Origin of the sequence: Tautonia rosea, assembly GCF_012958305.1 — a bacterium.
GTDB lineage: Bacteria > Planctomycetota > Planctomycetia > Isosphaerales > Isosphaeraceae > Tautonia > Tautonia rosea.
This window is the reverse complement of sequence record NZ_JABBYO010000001.1, coordinates 557,041-575,394: the sequence shown is the minus strand read 5'-3', so window position 1 is coordinate 575,394 and position 18,354 is coordinate 557,041. Positions and strand designations below refer to the sequence as shown.

The window sequence follows — 18,354 nt, the reverse complement described above, 5'->3', positions numbered from 1 at the left end:
CTGGGCCGAGTTCGAACATTCCGCGGATCCTCCGACTGACACACCGGGCAATCGCAACCGAGTACCGGAACTCCGGTCGAGGTCCCGCTGCCAAGGATGATCAGTCGGCGAGACGATCCGGCTGCCTCCTGCGTTTCGGAATCCTCCACGATCGTGCGGTGCTCCTCTGGTTGGGTGCGGGTTTATTTGAAAGACACAGGGAACGCTTAAGATTCTAACGACAGAAACCTTGCGCCGCGAGCCCGGCATGTCGGCACGTCCTATAGTGCTGGAAAGACCTGATCGAGCCTCGCTTGACCAGGATCTCAACTTTCAATAAAATCTTTTCATCATTGAAGTTAGAGCGGCACACCCTTTTCCGCGGGAGGCGGTCGACAGTCATGGAGGCGACGGTTCTTCTTAGTGACCTGTGGGACAAGACCACCAACGCACTGAATGCCTTCAGCGAAGGAGTTTCCCACGGCCTAGTTCGGGTCTTCGGGAACTCCAACGAGCGTCAGATCCGACGCATGCAGCCGATCGTCGCCCAGATCAACGAGTTGGAGCCAGCCGTTGAGCGGCTTTCCGACGATGGGTTGAAGCAGAAGTCGACCGAATTCCGACAGCGGCTTGCTTCGGGAGAGACCCTCGACGACCTCTTGCCCGAGGCCTTCGCCGTCTGCCGGGAAGGGGGACGCCGATTTCTCAAAATGCGTCATTACGACGTGCAGTTGCTCGGCGGCATGGTCTTGCATGAGGGCAAGATCGCCGAAATGGTCACTGGTGAAGGAAAGACTCTAGTCGCGACCCTGGCGGCGTACCTCAATGCCCTGGAAGGCAAAGGGGTCCATGTCATCACGGTCAATGATTATCTCGCCCGCCGAGACGCGGAGTGGATGAGCCCGCTCTACAACGGACTGGGATTGACGGTGGGCGCGATCCAGTCGCAGATGGATCCCCGCCAGCGTCAGAAGATCTACGGCTACGACATCACCTACGGCACCAATAACGAATTCGGCTTCGACTACCTGCGGGACAACATGAAGCCGTCCCGAGAGTCGCAGGCTCAGGGACCGCTTCATTACGCGATTATCGACGAGGTCGACTCGATTCTCATCGACGAAGCCCGAACCCCCTTGATCATCTCCGGCCCCGCCTTCGACGACGTAAAAAAATATGCCGAGGCCGACCGGATCGCCCGGCAGCTCCGTGAAGGAGAACATTTTGAGGTCAAGGAAAAGGAACGAACCGCCCACCTCAACGAGGTCGGCATTCGCGAGGCCGAGCGTCTGGCCGGGGTCGAGAGCTTCTTCACCCCTGGCAATATGGAATGGCCCCACCTGATTGACAATGCGTTGAAGGCCCACCACCTGTACAAACGCGATCGCGAGTATGTCGTCAGCGACAAGGGCGAGATCATCATCGTCGACGAGTTCACCGGCCGATTGATGGTCGGCCGTCAGTGGTCCGACGGCCTGCACCAGGCGGTCGAGGCCAAGGAACGCGTCAAGATCAAGGAAGAGAACCAGACGCTCGCCACGATCACGCTCCAGAACTTCTTCAAGCTCTACACCAAGCTTTCAGGCATGACCGGCACGGCCATGACCGAGGCCAACGAGTTCTGGAAAGTCTACAAACTCGACGTCGTGGCCATTCCGACCAATCGAGGCTTGCAGCGTGTCAATGAGCCGGATGTGATCTTCCGGACCGAAAAGGAAAAGTTCCAGGCCATCATCGACGAGATTCGAGAAGTCCATCCAACCGGTCGTCCGATTCTCGTCGGTACAACCTCCATCGAGAAGTCGGAGTTGCTCTCCGACATGCTCAAGCGTTACGGCATCGCTCACAAGGTGCTTAACGCGAAATACCACGAGCAAGAAGCCGAGATCGTTGCCCAGGCAGGCCGAAAAGGTCGGGTCACGATCGCCACCAACATGGCAGGCCGAGGCACCGACATCATCCTAGGCGGCAACCCCGAGTTCATGGCCTGGGCCGATCTCAGTCGTCTCAAGAACGAGGACGGCCGCCCACTCTACCCGACCCGGCTCGAAGTCCCACCCGAGGTCTGGAAAGACACCGTCGATCAGTACGAGCCAGAAATGAAGGCTGAAGGTCGTGAAGTTGCCGAACTCGGCGGCCTACACATCATCGGCACCGAGCGGCACGAATCGCGACGGATCGACAACCAGCTCCGCGGCCGATCCGGTCGCCAGGGAGACCCGGGCAGCTCGCGCTTCTTCCTCTCGCTTCAGGACGACCTGATGCGCAAGTTCGCCGGCGAATGGGTGTCCGGTGTCCTCGAACGGCTTGGGATGCAAGAAGGCGAGGCGATCGAGAGCAGGCTCGTCTCCCGACGCATCGAAGGGGCTCAGAAAAAGGTTGAGGAACGAAATTTCGACGCTCGGAAAAACCTCCTCGAATACGACGAGGTCATGGACACTCAGCGCAAGGGGGTCTACTCGTTCCGCCAACGATTGCTCGATGGTGCTCCGACCAAGGATGAGATCCTGACGATGATCGATCGTCAGATCGATGCCGCGGTGGCTCAGTTTCTTGACCCGGATTACGGTCTGGCCAGTTTTGCCGCCTGGGTCGGTCAGCGGCTCGGTGTCGAGTTCGAGGGCCGAGACTTCCGAGGGGATCCTTTCGAGGAAGCCGTCGAGCGAGCCCGGGATCGCGCAGAGGCGCAAGCTGCCGACGCCATCGATGAGGCGATCGAGGAAAACCTTCCTTCCGAAGCCGAGTCGTCCGAATGGAACTGGCTCGCCCTGACGAGCTGGGCCAATGCTCGCTACAGCTTGAATGTGAAGGATCGCGATTTAAGGCGATTTGTCCGGACGGAGGATGGCGAGCCCGAAATCGACCGCCTTGGACTGGCCGACTTCCTTCGTGATCAGGCGGTCGAAACGATTCGGAAGACCGATCTCGAACCAGCCAGAGAATTTGTGAGCCGAGACTGGGGCATCCGATCGCTCGCCGGTTGGACGCATCGCAAGTTTGGCCTGACGACCGATCCGGCCGAATGGTCCGGGAAATCGGCTGAGGAAGTCGCCTCGGAGCTGAAGCACCAGGCTCGGGACCTCTACGCCCGCAAGGAAGCCGAATTCCCAGTCCGGGTGGGAATGAGCCGGTTCCTGGTCGAACCGAAACCGGGCCAGCCAGCCAAGTACGACCGCGAAGGGCTGGCAGCCTGGGCCTCGGAACGCTTCGGAACCACAGTGGACATCGAAGCGTTGAAACCGTTACTTCGTCCCGAAATGGAATCCATGCTCGTTGAGGTCGCTCACGAGCATTATACCGGTGCTCAACTCTACGATGAGCTGCAGACGAAGCTCGACGCCGCCTTCGAAGACAATGGAGACACCGACCCCGCCGCCCTGGCCGAGCTGTCGAACTGGGCTCGGCAAGAGCTTGGGATCGAAACCACCGTCGAGGAATTGACCAGCCTCGGTCCTCAGGGGGCTCGATCAAAGCTCATCGGTGCGCTCGACACGCGCCATCGCCCTGAGATGCGCGAGATGGAGAAAGTCCTCCTGCTCCAGATTCTCGATCAGAGCTGGATGGAACACCTCCGGACCATGGACCACCTGCGCAGTTCCGTCGGCCTCCGAGGCTACGCGCAAGTCGATCCCAAGGTCGAGTACAAGCGCGAGGGTAAGCGAATCTACGACGAGATGTGGCAAGGCGTTTCGGACAAGATCACCGACCTCGTCTTTCGCATGGAGCAGGTTGATCCAGACTTCCTGTCGTACCTTGGGGCTCGCTGGCAACTCGATCGTGCCCGATCGATCAAGGAAGATGCCTCGTCGTCAGGAGAACCGATCGGGGCTGTCTCCTCGGATGGCAGAACCATGCGAGCCCAGCAGGACGCCGCCATTGCCGCCAGCCAGCGACAGGGAGAAACAACCAAGGTCGAACCTGTTCGGAAGGTCGGAAAAAAGGTCGGCCGAAACGACCCTTGTCCGTGCGGGTCAGGTAAAAAATTCAAGGCGTGCTGCATGAAAAAAGGAGGGGATGGAACCCCTTTCTGACCGATTATCGTCGCGTCCGGTGATCGATCGCTCGTCTATCACCGGACGCTAAGTTCCTGCAACGAATACGTTTTCGGTTTTCTCTCGCATGAGTTTCCTTCCCCAAGATTCTCGGCGAGCATTGTGATAGCGCGAAACTGGCATCCTGCTTGCGTGAACCGTTCGGCAATTCGGTTTCGCGGTGATCCAGGGATGTTCCCGCGTCCGATTCGATCTCGACCGCGATGAGTTGATCGCCCTATGGGCGAGGCGGGTCAGGAAAGGATGCCTCGATGCCCTATCTGCTTGATGCGGCTTACTTCGTCTTGCTCACGATCTGTTCGCCAATCTTGCTGGTCCGAGCGTGGCGAACGGGCAAGTATCGGGACGGTCATGCCCAGAAACTCTGGGGACGTGTTCCGAGACGGTTGGGAAGCGCTCCTTGTCTCTGGTTCCATGCCGTGAGCGTCGGAGAGGTACTCCTCCTTCGTCCCTTGATCGCCGACTTGCACCGGCGGCGACCGGACTGGGAGCTGGTGATCTCGACCACCACTTCAACTGGCCTTGAGGTTGCCCGGCGAACCTTTCCCGATCTGGTCACCTTCTACGCTCCTCTGGATTTCTCCTGGTCAGTGCGGCGAGCCCTGAGTCGCGTCCGGCCAACGGCGCTGGTACTGGTCGAAACGGAACTCTGGCCGAACCTGATCCGAGCAGCCTCGAATCAGGGGACACGGGTGGCCGTCATCAATGGCCGGATCAGCCGTCGGAGTCATCCCCGCTACCGCCGATTCCGAGCATTGCTTGGTCCGACGCTTCGCAGGCTCGACGTGGTCGGAGCCCAGTCGGAAGAGTCAGCTTCGCGTTTTCGCGACATCGGGGTGGCCTCAGACCGAGTGACGGTCACCGGCTCGATCAAGTACGACGGTCTCGAATCCCTCCGAGACGTCCCCAAGGTTCGAAACCTCCGCCGGGCGATCGGCCTAGACGATGCAGCCGGGCCGATATTCGTGGCCGGAAGCACGATGGACGGGGAGGAAGCCGTTGCGCTTCAAGCATACCAGGCAGCCCGCCAGGATCATCCCGACCTACGGTTGGTGATCGTCCCTCGCCATCCGGAACGAGGTCCCGATCTCGCCCGCTGGATCGAGAGCCAGGGGCATTCGGTCTGGCGTCGAAGTGTTGATCAGGAGCCCCCTGCGTCCTTGAGCTTGGATAGCTCGCCCCCGGTCCTTCTCATCGACACCGTCGGCGAACTGTCGAGCATCTGGGGAATGGCCGATCTGGCATTCGTCGGTGGCAGTCTCTTTCCCGGTCGGGGAGGCCAGAACATGATGGAGCCCTCCGCCTTTGGTGCTTCAGTCTTGTTTGGTCCCCACACAAGCAACTTCCGGGAAGCTGTCGAGGGTTTACTCGAACGTCGAGCTGCCCGGGTCGTCCACAATGTCACCGAACTGACTGAGGCGCTTCGCGCCGACCTGGCTGATCCGACGTCGGCCCAGGCTCGGGGCCAGGCGGCCCGAAGCTTCGTTCTCGACCAACGAGGAGCAACCGGAAGAACCCTCGCGCTGCTTGATCGCCTCGTCGGTCGTCCTCACCAAAGCGAGATTCTCTCTGGGGCTTCACTGCGAATTGCCTCCGAAGCCGCCTCGTCGGCCGCATGATTCGCTGGAAATTGCCTTGATTGACAGCGAAGCTTCCGTCAGACTGGCGGCGCGTCGGGGCATTCCCGAACCGAGTTTCCCGCAACTCCTGAGCGGCTCGGAATCGGTCCTCCCCATCGGATGCACCCGATGATGGGTGATCTTCCAGCGTTTTCAGGCTGACTGCGGTGGTTCGACCCCCGACTGACCGTATCTTTTTACGGATTCCATCCGAAGCATTAAGGAGTATGCCATGAGCAGCGGCGAAGGAGCGGGCCCGGAAAACGAAGGCCAGGCTGCGGCGCAAGGCCAGGCCCAGGGCGCGACCACCGAGGTTTTCGTCGACGATTCGAGCACGGTGCCGTCGTATTCCAATTTCTGCCGGGTCACGGCGACTCCGGAAGAAGTCATTCTCGACTTCGGCCTCAACCCTCAGCCGTTCGCCACGGGTCGTCAGGACGTCAAAGCCAATCAGCGGCTGGTGATGAACTTCTACACCGCCAAGCGCCTCCTGACTGCGCTGGGGATGACCATTCAACGGCATGAAGGGACCTTCGGCTCGATTGAACTGGACGTCCGACGACGCGCCGGGGCCTTCCAGGCTCAGACCCGCCCGCAAGGCGGGGGGACCGGACCTCAGGGGGTTGTAGGCTCTCCTGGCCCCACCTCCGACTGATCGTCAGTTCCTCGATTTCGGGGATCCGTTGACGGATCACGCCATCGCCTCGCCGGAGCCGTCTGCAACTCGACGGCTCCGGTTTTTTTGCGCGCGGTAGAGTCTGGGACGCTGCTGGCCCCGCACGCAGCCTCCGGCAAATTCCCCTTGATTCGATCAAATTCCATCGCACGTTCGGCTTCTTTGATTCGGGTTGACTCATGTGGACCCCGTCGACTGTCCGATCAAAACGATGAGTCTGAATGAGCGGCCTGCGCCCGCTGATCGCGCCGGTTGCGAGTGCCGCCGGTGCCGATTCGAGAATTGCTGAGATGCGGGTGCCCTCGACGCCGATACCGAGGGGCGCCGGGCGTTTCGGCCTCGGTCCAGGATGGTCGAGTCAGCCCTAAGGAGAGAACCGAATGTCCCAGCCAAACCGCTCGCGGGCGCGGGCCCAGAAGCCGCGAAGTCGCCAACGCCTTCAAATCGAGTCGATCCAGCAACTCGAAACGAAGCAACTCCTTGCGCCTTATCTTCCTACTGCGGCGCGTGTCGCCGTGTTCGATCCCTTTGACAACCAGCCGGATAATGTGAACCGCGGCATTATCACGGTCGAAGCGGGTGAGACCTCGGCCTTCAGCGCGGCGCCTTATGTCTCCGTGTCGCAACTGACACCCACCGCGACGTTCGGCAACAACATTGTCCGGATCGAAGCCGGGCCTGGTGGCGACTTCGGCAAGGGGGTCTACGCCATCACTCGAGGGAACAACGACGCCGGGCCTCCGATCGTCACCGGAGGTCGGCCAGGTGTGATCTATCGCGTTGACCCTGCCACGGGTAATGCCAACGTCTTTTTTGATTTGAACACGGTCCTGAACCAGATTTCGCCAGGCACCACCGCCGAGAACTCTGCCGGGATCGAGACCGGTCTGGTCAACTGGTATGACATCACGTTCGATTCCGAGGGGTATTTTGACGGACTGCCGTCGATGTTCGTCGCCTCGGTTGATCGCACCGACGCCTTGAAGAACGCGATCTACCGGATTGCTCCGGACGGGACGTTCCTGGGGCTGTACCTGGTCTTCGCAGAGGGTCAGGATACCGGAAACCTGGTTCGACGCCCGAGCGCGGTCCACGTTCCCCCAGCTCAGCAGCAAGATTTCCTGCGGGGCATGTTCGCCGGTTCGGGAACCAACGCTCCAGGCTTCACCGCCTTGTTCTTCGATGCCAATGAAATGCAAGGGGCTCAGGTCCTCACAGGACCTCTCCCTCAGGGGGTGAGCAACACGCGACTGACGTTTGGTCCCGAAGTTGGCCTGACGTCTGCGAATAATGATTACGCCTCTCGGGTGTACTCCGCCTTCACGGATTTCGGAACCCCGGGAATTCCGGGTTTCAGTGATCCCGATCCGGGGGTTAGTGGAATTCAGGGCAACAACGGTGAGTTGCTGATTCGCAACAATACCGGTCCTGGAAACAACGTGATTGTTGCGAATGCCGGAATTCAGGGTCTGGTCCTGGGACCATTCCCCGAAGAGCTCGTGGAACTCGCGTCGACTCAGGCCGATGCGACGAATCCTTCCGGGATCGACCGCATCTCCGCCCTTGGAACACCGTTCCGACGGTTCCAGGACATCGCCTTTGACGAATTCGGCTTCTTCTCCTATGGAACGACGGTTGAGGGAGCAGGGGCAGGCGCGTTACCCGTCATTGGCGACCCAACCTTTGCCGGCAGCATGTTCGTGGCAGACCTGGCCTCCGGACTTGCCGTCGGGGTCGATATCCCTGATGTGGATGGGGGTCTGGAAGGAACCCTGGTCCTCCCAGTCCAGGGAGGCGGCGTTGGCGGTATTGTGGTCGACCCTGCCAACCCAACGCAATTGTCCATCGATGTTCCCGGCAGCAACGTGGGTGGCCGGGTCGTCCGGGTCCTTCCCGACGGCACCATCACCCCCTTCGCCGAGGGCTTCAACACCTCCGGAGTGCGAGGTTCGGGAAGCTTCGTTGAGTCGAGCCTGAGTATCACCTTCTCGGCCGATGGCACGACGCTCTACGTCGCCGACAATGACGGTATCTGGCAATTCAAGTCCACGCTCAGCCTGGCGTATTCGACCGCTGGAGAGCAGGTTGGATTGGGCGATTTGCGAACCCTTGGTGTGCCGTTCCAGGGTGAGGGAACGGCGGTTGCGGTGGTCGACACCGGCATCGACGCCCTGACCCCTCAGCTTCGAGGTAGGGTCGCACCGGGCCGGAATATCTTTACCGGAGCCGCCGGGAACGACGACCTCGGCGCCGGAAACGGTCACGGAACCCTCGTTGCAGGGGTCATCTCTCAGTTCGTCCCTCAGGCGACGCTCCAGCCGGTGAATGTGTTCAGCCCGCTCGCCTCGGGCACGACCAACCAGGCCTTCTACGATGCCATCCGGTTCGTGGCCGACACCCCCTTTGTGAATGACCCGGTCCGTCCGGGACAGGTCAATCGGGTGGTGGCTTCGAACTTTGGCTTCGGTACGACGACGACCTTCGACACCGAAGGAACGGCCTTCCGCCAGAATAAGCAGCTCGTCATCGCCTTGAAGAACCAGATGCAGCGCCTGCTGCACCGGGGAATCACACCGATTGCCGCCTCGGGTCAGTTCGGTGATCCAAACGTCCCCGAAATCGGCAATATTAATGGTGAGCCGATTCCGGCGATTCTCAACGAGGTGATCTCGGTCACTGGCTCCTATCCGTTCCCGTTCCGACTCGGACCGACGACTCCTCCGACCGATCCGGCGCCAGGACCGCTTGGCCGGCTCTTGCCGCCCGCCGCGGTCTCGCCAGACTTTACCACCCTTCCAGCCATCGCGGCAAACGATCTGACGATCTTCGCGGATCGCCTGCTCTCGGCTGCGAATCGGACCCATACGACCGACTTCGCCGCCCCGGCGATCGGTGTGCCGACCTACCGACGCACGTTCGTCGGAGACGGCAACAGCCATCTCGTCTTTGACGAGACGGGGACCTCACTCTCCTCGGGTATGGTGACCGGGTCGTTCTCGCTGCTTGCTTCGGCACTCGATTATTACAGCAAGCTCTCTGTGAACGGATCGACGGTCAGCGCCTACCTGACCTCTCCTGTCGGTTCGACCTCCCTGGACTTCGGTCCTGGGATGATCCGGAACCTGGAAGCTTATGCCAATCCGCACGGGATCAACTCCATCCTGCAATGGACCGCCGTCCCGGCCGAGGATGCGGACCTCCCGGGCGATGAGCTGGTCGATCAGCTCCAGCCCTTCTCACTCGGACAGCCGGCCTTCTACCGGGAGTTCTCCCGAGTGGATGTTGGCAACGCTGTCGCGGCAATTGAGGGTTCCATCGCTCTGCCGTACCTGTTCAACACCGGAGCGATCGACCTGATCGACTCCAACAACAACGGGTTTATCACGGCCCAGGAGATCGAAAACTTCGTCGCCAGGGCCAATACCGTCGGCCTGCCCGAAGCAGGGGCGATGGCTCGGTTGCTCGGTGGAACGGCTCGTCCGCCTGGTGAAGACCCTGTCCTGGGGCCTGTCGACTTCGTGACGTCCGGCGTGTTGACCGATGAGGTCGCGCCCCTCGGCTTGACGAGCCAGCTCGAACAGCCGGGAGAGCTGAACGTCTACCAGCGCCGCTTCAACTTCTTCGATTACTCGGCTGACGGCAAGCTTGACGGTGTGGTCTCGGTCCAGCAATTCGAGATGCTGGCCCACACCCTCCTGCCAGCTCCGGACAGCTTTGTGATCTTCGATCGCCAACGCGGTTCGGCCGGCGGCTATCTCATCGACGGGACCCCGGTGCGGAACTGGGCCGACCTGCAACGACTTCTGCCGACCTATGCGTTCGTGCCTCCTCAGATCACCCAGCGGTTCCGGAACTTCACCCCCAACCGATTCGGTATTAATCGAGGAGTGGGTGTGAATGATCCGGGGGCAGGACCGTTCTACGCCCTCTTCCAGACCGAACCCGGCCAGCGGGCTGCTGCAAGGCCTCCTGCTCGGAATCGTCCCGAGGTAGTTCAACCTCCAACGAATCCCGGGCCGGCTCAACCGGAAAACCCTGTGACTCCTCCCGTGGCGTCACCAACCCCCGCCGAACCCCGTCCCCCCTTCACGGCTTCGGAGATCAACGTCGGATCGTTCTACGATCGCTACCTTGGCGTGGCCCAGAGAACCATCCGGACCCCCGGATCGCTCACCACGGCCGCATCGACCAGCGAAGGGAATGAAACTACAACCCCTCCGCAACGCGATCCGAGAGCCTTCGACCTGATCCTCGGCCAGTTCGGCGAGGACTCCGATAACCCGAGGGTCAAGTCCGCCCTCTCCCGGCTTCGACCTGACCAGACCTGATCTGGGCTCGTTCCCTGATCCTCACTTGCAACGAGCCGGTCGACCCTTGCAAGAGGGTTGACCGGCTCGTTTTGCATCTTCATCCGACCGATTTCGGACTGGCTTCTTGACCAGACCTCCTCACCAATCGTCTGATAGAGTCGATTGCGAACCGCCAAGCAATCCAAATCTTCCACAAACCGACTTCGTTTTCACAAAGACCTTTCCCACTGAACAGACGAACGCAGGTCAGAACCGTTGATGAACCCGAATGACGACCCCGCGAACCTCGACGTTGCGGCGTGGGCCTCTCGCGTCAAGCAAGAAATCGACAAGGTCTATGTCGGCCAGCAACCGCTGGTCCGAGGCGTCCTGATCGCCTTACTTGCTCAGGGGCACGTTCTGATTGAGAGTGTTCCGGGCCTGGGCAAGACCTTGCTCGTCCGAGTTCTGGGCCGAGTGCTGGGATGTCACTTCAATCGCATCCAGTTCACCCCCGACTTGATGCCCTCGGACATCACCGGAACCTCAATCTACGAGGAACACACCGGGGCCTTCCGATTCCGACCCGGCCCAGTGTTCACTCAGTTGCTTCTGGCCGACGAGATCAACCGATCACCTGCCAAGACTCACGCAGCCTTGCTGGAAATCATGCAGGAAGCACGGGTTACGGTCGACGGCCAGGCCCACAGGCTTGAACCCCCCTTCCTGGTCATGGCCACCCAGAACCCAATCGAATCCGAAGGAACCTATAACCTTCCCGAGGCCCAGCTCGATCGGTTTCTCTTCAAGCTCATCGCCGATTATCCCTCCTTGCGCGAAGAAGCCGACATCCTTCGACTTCACACCGAAGGCCGCAGCCCTGACTCAATCCTCGCCGAGCGAGTCGAAACCGTGACCTCCCCGCCGGAAGTCCTTGAGATGCAACGGCGCTGTGGTGCCATCCTCACTGACGATCGGCTGATCGAATACATTACAACCATTGTGCGACGCACCCGAGAATGGCCTGCCTTTTCGATTGGGGCCTCTCCTCGGGCCGGTGTGGCGATGTTGCGCGGGGCCAGAGCCTCGGCCGCACTTGAAGGCCGAGACTATGTCATTCCGGATGATGTGGTCGAAGTCGTCCTGCCCGCTCTCCGGCACCGAGTCATTCTGACACCCGAAGCCGAGATTGAAGGACGACGCGTCGATGACCTGTTAGGTGAACTGCTTCGATCGGTCGAAGTGCCGAGACAGTAACGAGTCCATCAACCAACGTCACTTTCGATCGGAACCGGTCACAAGAGAGGCCATCCGGGCCTTGGCATCGCCCCACTCGTCCGTCATGGATTGCCCAAGGAATCCGTTTGCCATCCGATCGATGAATGATTCGAATGCAACGGTGCAGAGTTCCTCGGCCGAATGAGCCATGATCACGACCTCCCGGAACCCGGCACCAGCAAATCCTGCCGAGACACGGGGGGCATCACAAACGACGGGAGTCTCCAGGGAGTCGAAGGGCTTAAGCCCGAGATCCTTCTGGATCCGATCGAGATTCTGGGACTGACGCATCGGCACACGAAAGCGAAGCGTAACCACCCACTCTTGACCGGTGCTCGCTTCGAAGAACGGTGGTGTCGTCCGCGAAGCATTTGGCACCGAAACACGAACGAGGGTTCGCTTCGACCAGTCCGGCTCACCGAACGAACCGAGCTTGGCAAGCCGATCGACGATGAACTCCAGAATACGACCATCCCACCGGGCCGGCTTGCCTGTTCGTGTCAATCGATCACGGGTGTGCCAGCGTCGGCCATCGCTCTCCCAGGGGGTGGCAATCGCCTCGACCTCGCCAATGGTTTCGGCCACCCGACGGGCATCGGCAAGTTCCTTTCGAGCCTCAGCCACCGGGTCGTATCCTTTTCGAGGGGCAAGAGGACCCGCGTCAAGCACGGGCTTGAGGACACCCCCGGTCAGACTTTGAGGGCTGGCTGCGATCACCTCGGGAGGGCCGACCGCGACCACCGTTCCCCCACGCTCTCCCGCTTCGGGTCCAAGGTCGATGACCCAATCAGCCGTTTTGATCACATCAAGGTGATGTTCGATGATCACCACGGTATTCCCGAGATCCGCAAGCCGGTGGATGACATCAAGGAGTTTTCGAACGTCGTCCGAATGCAATCCGGTGGTCGGTTCGTCGAGGACATAGAGTGTCCGACCGGTTTGTGGACGGGCCAGTTCGGCGGCGAGCTTGATTCGTTGTGCCTCTCCTCCGGAAAGGGTGGGAGCCGACTGACCCAGGGCAACATAACCCAGGCCAACATCCTGCAAGGTTTGCAAGACACGTCGAATCTTGGGAACAGCTGCAAACAAATCGAGCGCCGCGTCAACCTTCATGGCCAGGACATCGGCGATCGACTTGCCGCGATAGGTCACGGCCAGCGTTTCACCGGTAAATCGGGCGCCCCCGCACGATTCGCAGGGGACCCAGACGTCGGGTAAAAAGTGCATCTCGATCCGCGTTTGTCCCGCGCCTTCGCACGCCTCACAACGACCACCCGGGACGTTAAAGCTGAAACGCCCAGGACCGTATCCGCGGATCTTCGACTCCGGCATCTTTGCAAACCATTCTCGGATCAGATCAAAAACACCGGTGTACGTCGCTGGAGTCGAATTCGGAGTGCCTCCGATGGGTGTCTGATCCACACCAATCATCTTGTCGATAATTTCAATTCCCTCGATCTCGTCGTGCAAGCCCGGCACCACCTGCGACCGGTGAAGATGCTGAGCGCATGCCTTCATCAATATGTCTTCGACAAGAGAACTTTTCCCGGAGCCACTGACCCCCGTGACCGCTGTAACCACACCGATCGGGAAGGCAACATCGATCTCTTTCAGGTTGTGGTGTCTCGCGTTGCGAATCACCAGAGCGGCCCCCTCCGTGTTGCGACGATTCGAGGGAACCGGAATCGACGCGCGACCGCTCAGATACCGGCCCGTCAACGACTTCGAGGCGTTTCGAACCTTGGTCGGAGCACCATACGCAGTGATCCGACCGCCGAGATCGCCCGAACCGGGACCAAAGTCAAGCAGATGGTCCGCGGCCTCGATCACTTCGCGGTCGTGCTCAACGAGGACCAGCGTATTGCCGAGGTTCCTCAGGTGCTGAAGTGCTCGTAGGAGCCGGGTATTGTCTCTCGGATGCAGACCGATGGTGGGCTCATCAAGAACGTAAAGGACACCGGTCAGACCGCTGCCGATCTGACTGGCCAGACGGATGCGCTGACTCTCTCCCCCCGAGAGGGTTGGCGTCGATCGGGCGAGAGACAAATACTCCAGACCGACATCAACCAGGAATTTCAACCGATCGCGAATCTCCCGAATCAGGTCCCCCGCGATGTGGCGTTCATCGGCAGATAGCTTAATCCTCTGGAAAAACGAGAGGGCCCGACCGAGTGGCCATTGGCTGATTTGATCGATTGTAAAATTCTTGAACCGTACGGCGGCAGCATCGTCTCTCAGCCGTCCTCCCATGCAGGTCGAGCAGGAGGTTTCGGCAACCATGCCTCGAAGTTTCGCCCGGTAGAGATAAGAGAGCCTCCCAGCTTCCTCCAGTGATGGGAAGAGTCCCTTGTACTGGAAGCGAAACCCGGGTTGATCCTTCTCAGCAGGCACCTCGAACCAGGTGGCCCCGGTACCGAACAGGATCATCCGACGATGGCGGGCTTCCAGGTCGTCAAACGGCGTCTCAAGGTCGATGCCCTGGCGATCGGCGAGGCTCGCGATCATCCGCCCGAACATAGGGTTTTCTTCGAACGCGGGCCAGACCGCCACTGTACCGCCGCGGAGACTTTTGCGTCCGTCGGGAATCAAGGCTGCCGGATCCGCGCCGAGTTGAACCCCAAGCCCTTCACACGATGGGCACCAGCCGAGGGAGCTATTAAAGGAGAAATGGTGAGGTGACAATTCCTCGAAGCTGCGTCCGCAGCCGTCACAGGAACGATGCTGACTGAAGCGTCGAATGGGCCAGCGCGACTCGTCGGAGTCGTCCAGAACCTTGGCAATGTGGATGACTCCCCGACCCAGATCCAGGGCCGCTTCGACCGCATCGGCCAATCGAGCGCGGGTCGAACGTCGCACAATTCCCCGATCGACCACGACTTCGACCGAATGCGACTCGCGACGGTTCAGCTGGGGAGGAGCATCGAGGCTGTGGGAAACTCCATCAACGCGAACCCGCACAAATCCAGAACCACGAAGGTCATTCCAGAGTGTTTCATAATCATCCCCCTCGTTTCGATGGAGTGGGGCCATGACGAAAATGCGAGTCCCTTCAGGATGATGAAGTATTTTCTCAACAATTTCATCTGAGGTCTGCGTACCGACCGGGATTCCGCACGATGGACAGTACATATGACCAAGTCTTGCAAACAAAATGCGCAGGTAGTCGTGAATTTCCGTCACGGTTCCGACGGTGGAGCGAGGGCTCTTGCTGGTCGTTTTCTGTTCGATGCTGATCGCGGGTGAGAGCCCGGTCACCCGTTCAACTTTGGGCTTCTGCAACGGAGCGAGGAACTGACGGGCGTAGCTGGAGAGGCTCTCGACGTAGCGCCGCTGTCCTTCGGCGTAGAGTGTATCCATCGCCAGCGAGCTTTTTCCCGAACCGCTCGGCCCACTGCACACGGTCATCTGGTTTCGGGGAATCCGAACCGTGATCTCCTTGAGATTATGTTGCGAGGCCCCCTCAATTGTGATCGTACTCAGTTCGCGAGTCGATCGAGCATGACCGGATTTCTTTCGAGCATTTCCGTTGGTTGAAGGAAGTCGACCACCCGAATCAGGTCGGAGAATCCGTGCGAGTGCCTTGCCGGTGTGACTCTCCCGTACCCGGGCAACCTCCTCGGGAGTTCCTTCCGCAACGATCTGACCACCGCCAGCCCCTCCTTCGGGTCCAAGGTCGAGAATCCAGTCGGCGGTCTTGATCACATCGAGGTTGTGCTCGATCACGACCACCGTGTTTCCTTGCTCAACGAAACCGTGCAAGACATCAAGTAGGCGGCGGATATCCTCAAAATGCAGGCCGGTTGTCGGCTCATCAAGGACGTAAAGCGTTTTCCCGGTCCCTTTGCGCACCAGTTCCCGAGCCAGTTTGATCCGCTGGGCCTCGCCGCCGGAGAGGGTTGGTGAGGGCTGGCCGAGTTTCAGGTAGTCGAGTCCGACATCGTGCAAGGTCTTGAGCATTGCCCCGATTTTCGGCACGTTGGCGAAGTGTTCAAGCGCTTCCTGAACGTCCATTTCGAGCACGTCACTGATACTCTTGCCTTTGAATCGACAGTGAAGCGTTTCTCGATTAAATCGCTTTCCCTCGCACACAGGGCACGTGACCCAGACATCGGCCAGGAAATCCATCTCCAGCTTGTTCGACCCGTTCCCCTGACAGGCTTCGCAACGGCCTCCGGGAACATTGAAGCTGAATCGGCCGGGCTTGTACCCTCGGGTCTTCGAGTCGGGGAGTTTCGTGAACAGGTCTCGAATCTCGTCAAAGAGCTTGATGTAGGTGGCCGGGTTCGATCGCGGTGTTCGACCGATCGGCGACTGATCGATGTCGATGATCTTATCGAACAGTTCGACGCCCTCGATCCGATCATGCAGGCCCGGCTCGGTCTTCGCTCCGTTCAAATCGCGGGCAAGTGTTTCCCGAAGGATGTCTCCGATCAACGAACTTTTCCCCGAGCCCGACACCCCGGTCACACACACGAATCGACCCACCGGGATCGAGACGTCAATGGTTTTCAAGTTGTTTTGGCGAGCACCGACAATCCTCAGCACCTTCTCTGCGGGTCCCCTGCGGCGGTCTGGCACCGTGATGGATTTCCGCCCCGAAAGGTACTGTCCAGTCAGACTTTTGGGATTCCTGGAGATGGTGGCCAGATCTCCCTGAGCGATCACTTCCCCCCCTTTGATGCCTGGGCCAGGTCCGAAGTCGACAATCGTGTCGGCTGCCCGCATCGTGTCTTCATCGTGCTCAACGACGACAACGGTATTTCCGATGTCTCGAAGCCGCTGAAGGGTGGCGATGAGTCGGTCATTGTCTCGCGGATGGAGCCCAATCGAAGGTTCGTCGAGAATGTAAAGCACCCCGACCAGCCCCGCCCCGACCTGGCTCGCCAGCCGAATGCGTTGCGCCTCACCTCCGGAAAGGGTCGGTGCCGAGCGATCGAGCGTCAGGTAATCCAGGCCCACATCGGTCAGAAACCGCAGCCTGCCTCGGATTTCCTTAAGCAATTCCTCGGCAATCGTCAGGGATCGGGGAGTCAACGGCTCGGGATCGCTGGGGAGTTCTGGATTCCCCGCGCCACTGAGACGCTCGAACCATCGAGAGAGGGTACCAAGGTCCATCGCCTCCAATTCGGATAAGGAACGATCGCCCACCCGAACGGCGCGAGCCCTGGGGTTCAGCCGGGCACCCTCGCAGTCGGGACAGGTCATGCTCCTCATGTACGGCTCAAGCCCAGCCCGGTGAGGACCTCCCTTGGCATGCTGGTACTTTTCGAGGAGTTCGTTGGCGATTCCCTTCCAGGTTCCCGGGTGCGACCAGTGACGGCTTCGGTTCTTCCATCGATATACGATCACCCGATCGCCGGTTCCATAGAGCCAGGCCTGCTGGTGCTCGGGAGCGAGTTCCTCCCATGGGGAACGAAGGAGCGTTCCTTTTTTCGGACCACCCTCGTCCGCTTCGAGGTTTGAGGCGAATCCTTCAAACAGGTGCCGTTTCCACTTCCCAAGTTTTCTGACCGGTCCGAGTGGGGCAATGGCCCCCTCCCAGACCGAGAGTGTTAAGTCGGGTACCAGCAAGTCGGCGGCGAAATCGTGTCGGATGCCGAGCCCATCGCATGATGGACACATCCCTTGCGGACTATTGAAGCTGAAGAGCTGAGGGCTTGGAGCATCAAAGCCGATCCCGCACGGAACGCAGGCATACCGCGAGGAGAGGATCAGATCCGGCCGCCCTTCGATCGCCACGATGACCGTCTCGCCACCCAGCTTCAAGGCAGACTCGACCGCCTCGGCCAGTCGCGATCGAACGGACGGCCCAAGCTTGATCCGGTCGATCACGACCTCGATTTCGTGTTTGACCTGACGGTCGAGCGCGGGAGGATCGCTCAGAGCGATGACTCGGCCATCGACTCGGGCCCGGACATATCCGGCTCGGGAAAGGTCGGCAAACAAGTCACGATGTTCCCCCTTTTGCCCACGGATCATCGGAGCAAGCAGGGTGATCGCCGTTCCGACCGGCTGATCGAGGATCTGGGCGACAATTTGTTCGCGGGTCTGCGCCGAAACCAACTGCCCACACGATGGGCAGTGCTGCCGACCAACCCGGGCAAAGAGGACGCGCAGATGGTCGTGGATCTCGGTGATCGTTCCAACCGTGCTGCGAGGGTTTCGACCGCCGGTCTTCTGCTGAATCGCAATGGAAGGACTTAGCCCGTCGATCCGATCCACATCGGGCTTCGGCAATTGGCCAAGAAACTGCCGAGCATAGCTGGAAAGGCTCTCGACATAACGCCGCTGCCCTTCGGCATACAGCGTGTCGAACGCCATCGAGCTTTTTCCCGATCCCGACACTCCCGTGAAGCAGATCAACGCACCACGAGGCAATTGCAAGGAAATATCCCGCAAATTGTGCTCTCGGGCGCCCCGGATCACGATGTCGGAGCTGGCCATCCCTGCAGGTTCCTTCC

At 60.0% G+C, this 18,354-nt stretch carries 6 protein-coding genes; 5 read left to right on the top strand and 1 reads right to left on the bottom strand.

Features of this window, described 5'->3' with window-relative positions; genetic code table 11:
• Nucleotides 1-380: 380 nt before the first annotated feature.
• The 5 genes from secA (at nucleotide 381) to HG800_RS02275 (ending at nucleotide 11,872) form a co-directional block, all read left to right on the top strand.
• The gene (gene secA / locus HG800_RS28125) at nucleotides 381-4,010 is read left to right on the top strand and encodes a preprotein translocase subunit SecA (RefSeq protein WP_169973214.1); all 3,630 of its coding nucleotides are present in this window, start codon (nucleotides 381-383) and stop codon (nucleotides 4,008-4,010) included.
• A gap of 272 nt (nucleotides 4,011-4,282) precedes the next feature.
• Entirely contained in the window at nucleotides 4,283-5,650 is a 1,368-nt protein-coding gene (locus HG800_RS02290; protein ID WP_169973212.1) for a 3-deoxy-D-manno-octulosonic acid transferase, read from the top strand.
• Between the two features lie 232 nt (nucleotides 5,651-5,882).
• Nucleotides 5,883-6,305 (top strand): DUF3467 domain-containing protein, encoded by a 423-nt coding sequence (locus tag HG800_RS02285; protein ID WP_169973210.1) that lies wholly within the window; start codon nucleotides 5,883-5,885, stop codon nucleotides 6,303-6,305.
• Between the two features lie 401 nt (nucleotides 6,306-6,706).
• A complete protein-coding gene (locus HG800_RS02280) occupies nucleotides 6,707-10,654 on the top strand; it encodes a S8/S53 family peptidase (protein ID WP_169973208.1) in 3,948 nt (1,315 codons plus the stop codon).
• Nucleotides 10,655-10,894: 240 nt separating this feature from the next.
• Nucleotides 10,895-11,872 carry an AAA family ATPase gene (locus tag HG800_RS02275; RefSeq protein WP_169973206.1) on the top strand — a complete coding sequence of 326 codons (978 nt, stop codon included), beginning with the start codon at nucleotides 10,895-10,897 and terminating at the stop codon, nucleotides 11,870-11,872.
• A gap of 18 nt (nucleotides 11,873-11,890) precedes the next feature.
• Here HG800_RS02275 and uvrA read toward each other — a convergent pair whose 3' ends face one another.
• Complete coding sequence (gene uvrA, locus HG800_RS02270; RefSeq protein ID WP_169973204.1) at nucleotides 11,891-18,337, bottom strand: excinuclease ABC subunit UvrA; 6,447 nt, start codon at nucleotides 18,335-18,337, stop codon at nucleotides 11,891-11,893.
• Nucleotides 18,338-18,354 lie beyond the last annotated feature (17 nt).

What these genes read in the sequence shown, in the direction of transcription:
- secA (WP_169973214.1), top strand. Translation starts at nt 381, where the DNA reads ATGGAGGCGACGGTTCTTCTTAGTGACCTGTGGGACAAGACCACCAAC.
- HG800_RS02290 (WP_169973212.1), top strand. Translation starts at nt 4,283, where the DNA reads ATGCCCTATCTGCTTGATGCGGCTTACTTCGTCTTGCTCACGATCTGT.
- HG800_RS02285 (WP_169973210.1), top strand. Translation starts at nt 5,883, where the DNA reads ATGAGCAGCGGCGAAGGAGCGGGCCCGGAAAACGAAGGCCAGGCTGCG.
- HG800_RS02280 (WP_169973208.1), top strand. Translation starts at nt 6,707, where the DNA reads ATGTCCCAGCCAAACCGCTCGCGGGCGCGGGCCCAGAAGCCGCGAAGT.
- HG800_RS02275 (WP_169973206.1), top strand. Translation starts at nt 10,895, where the DNA reads ATGAACCCGAATGACGACCCCGCGAACCTCGACGTTGCGGCGTGGGCC.
- uvrA (WP_169973204.1), bottom strand. Translation starts at nt 18,337, where the DNA reads ATGGCCAGCTCCGACATCGTGATCCGGGGCGCCCGAGAGCACAATTTG.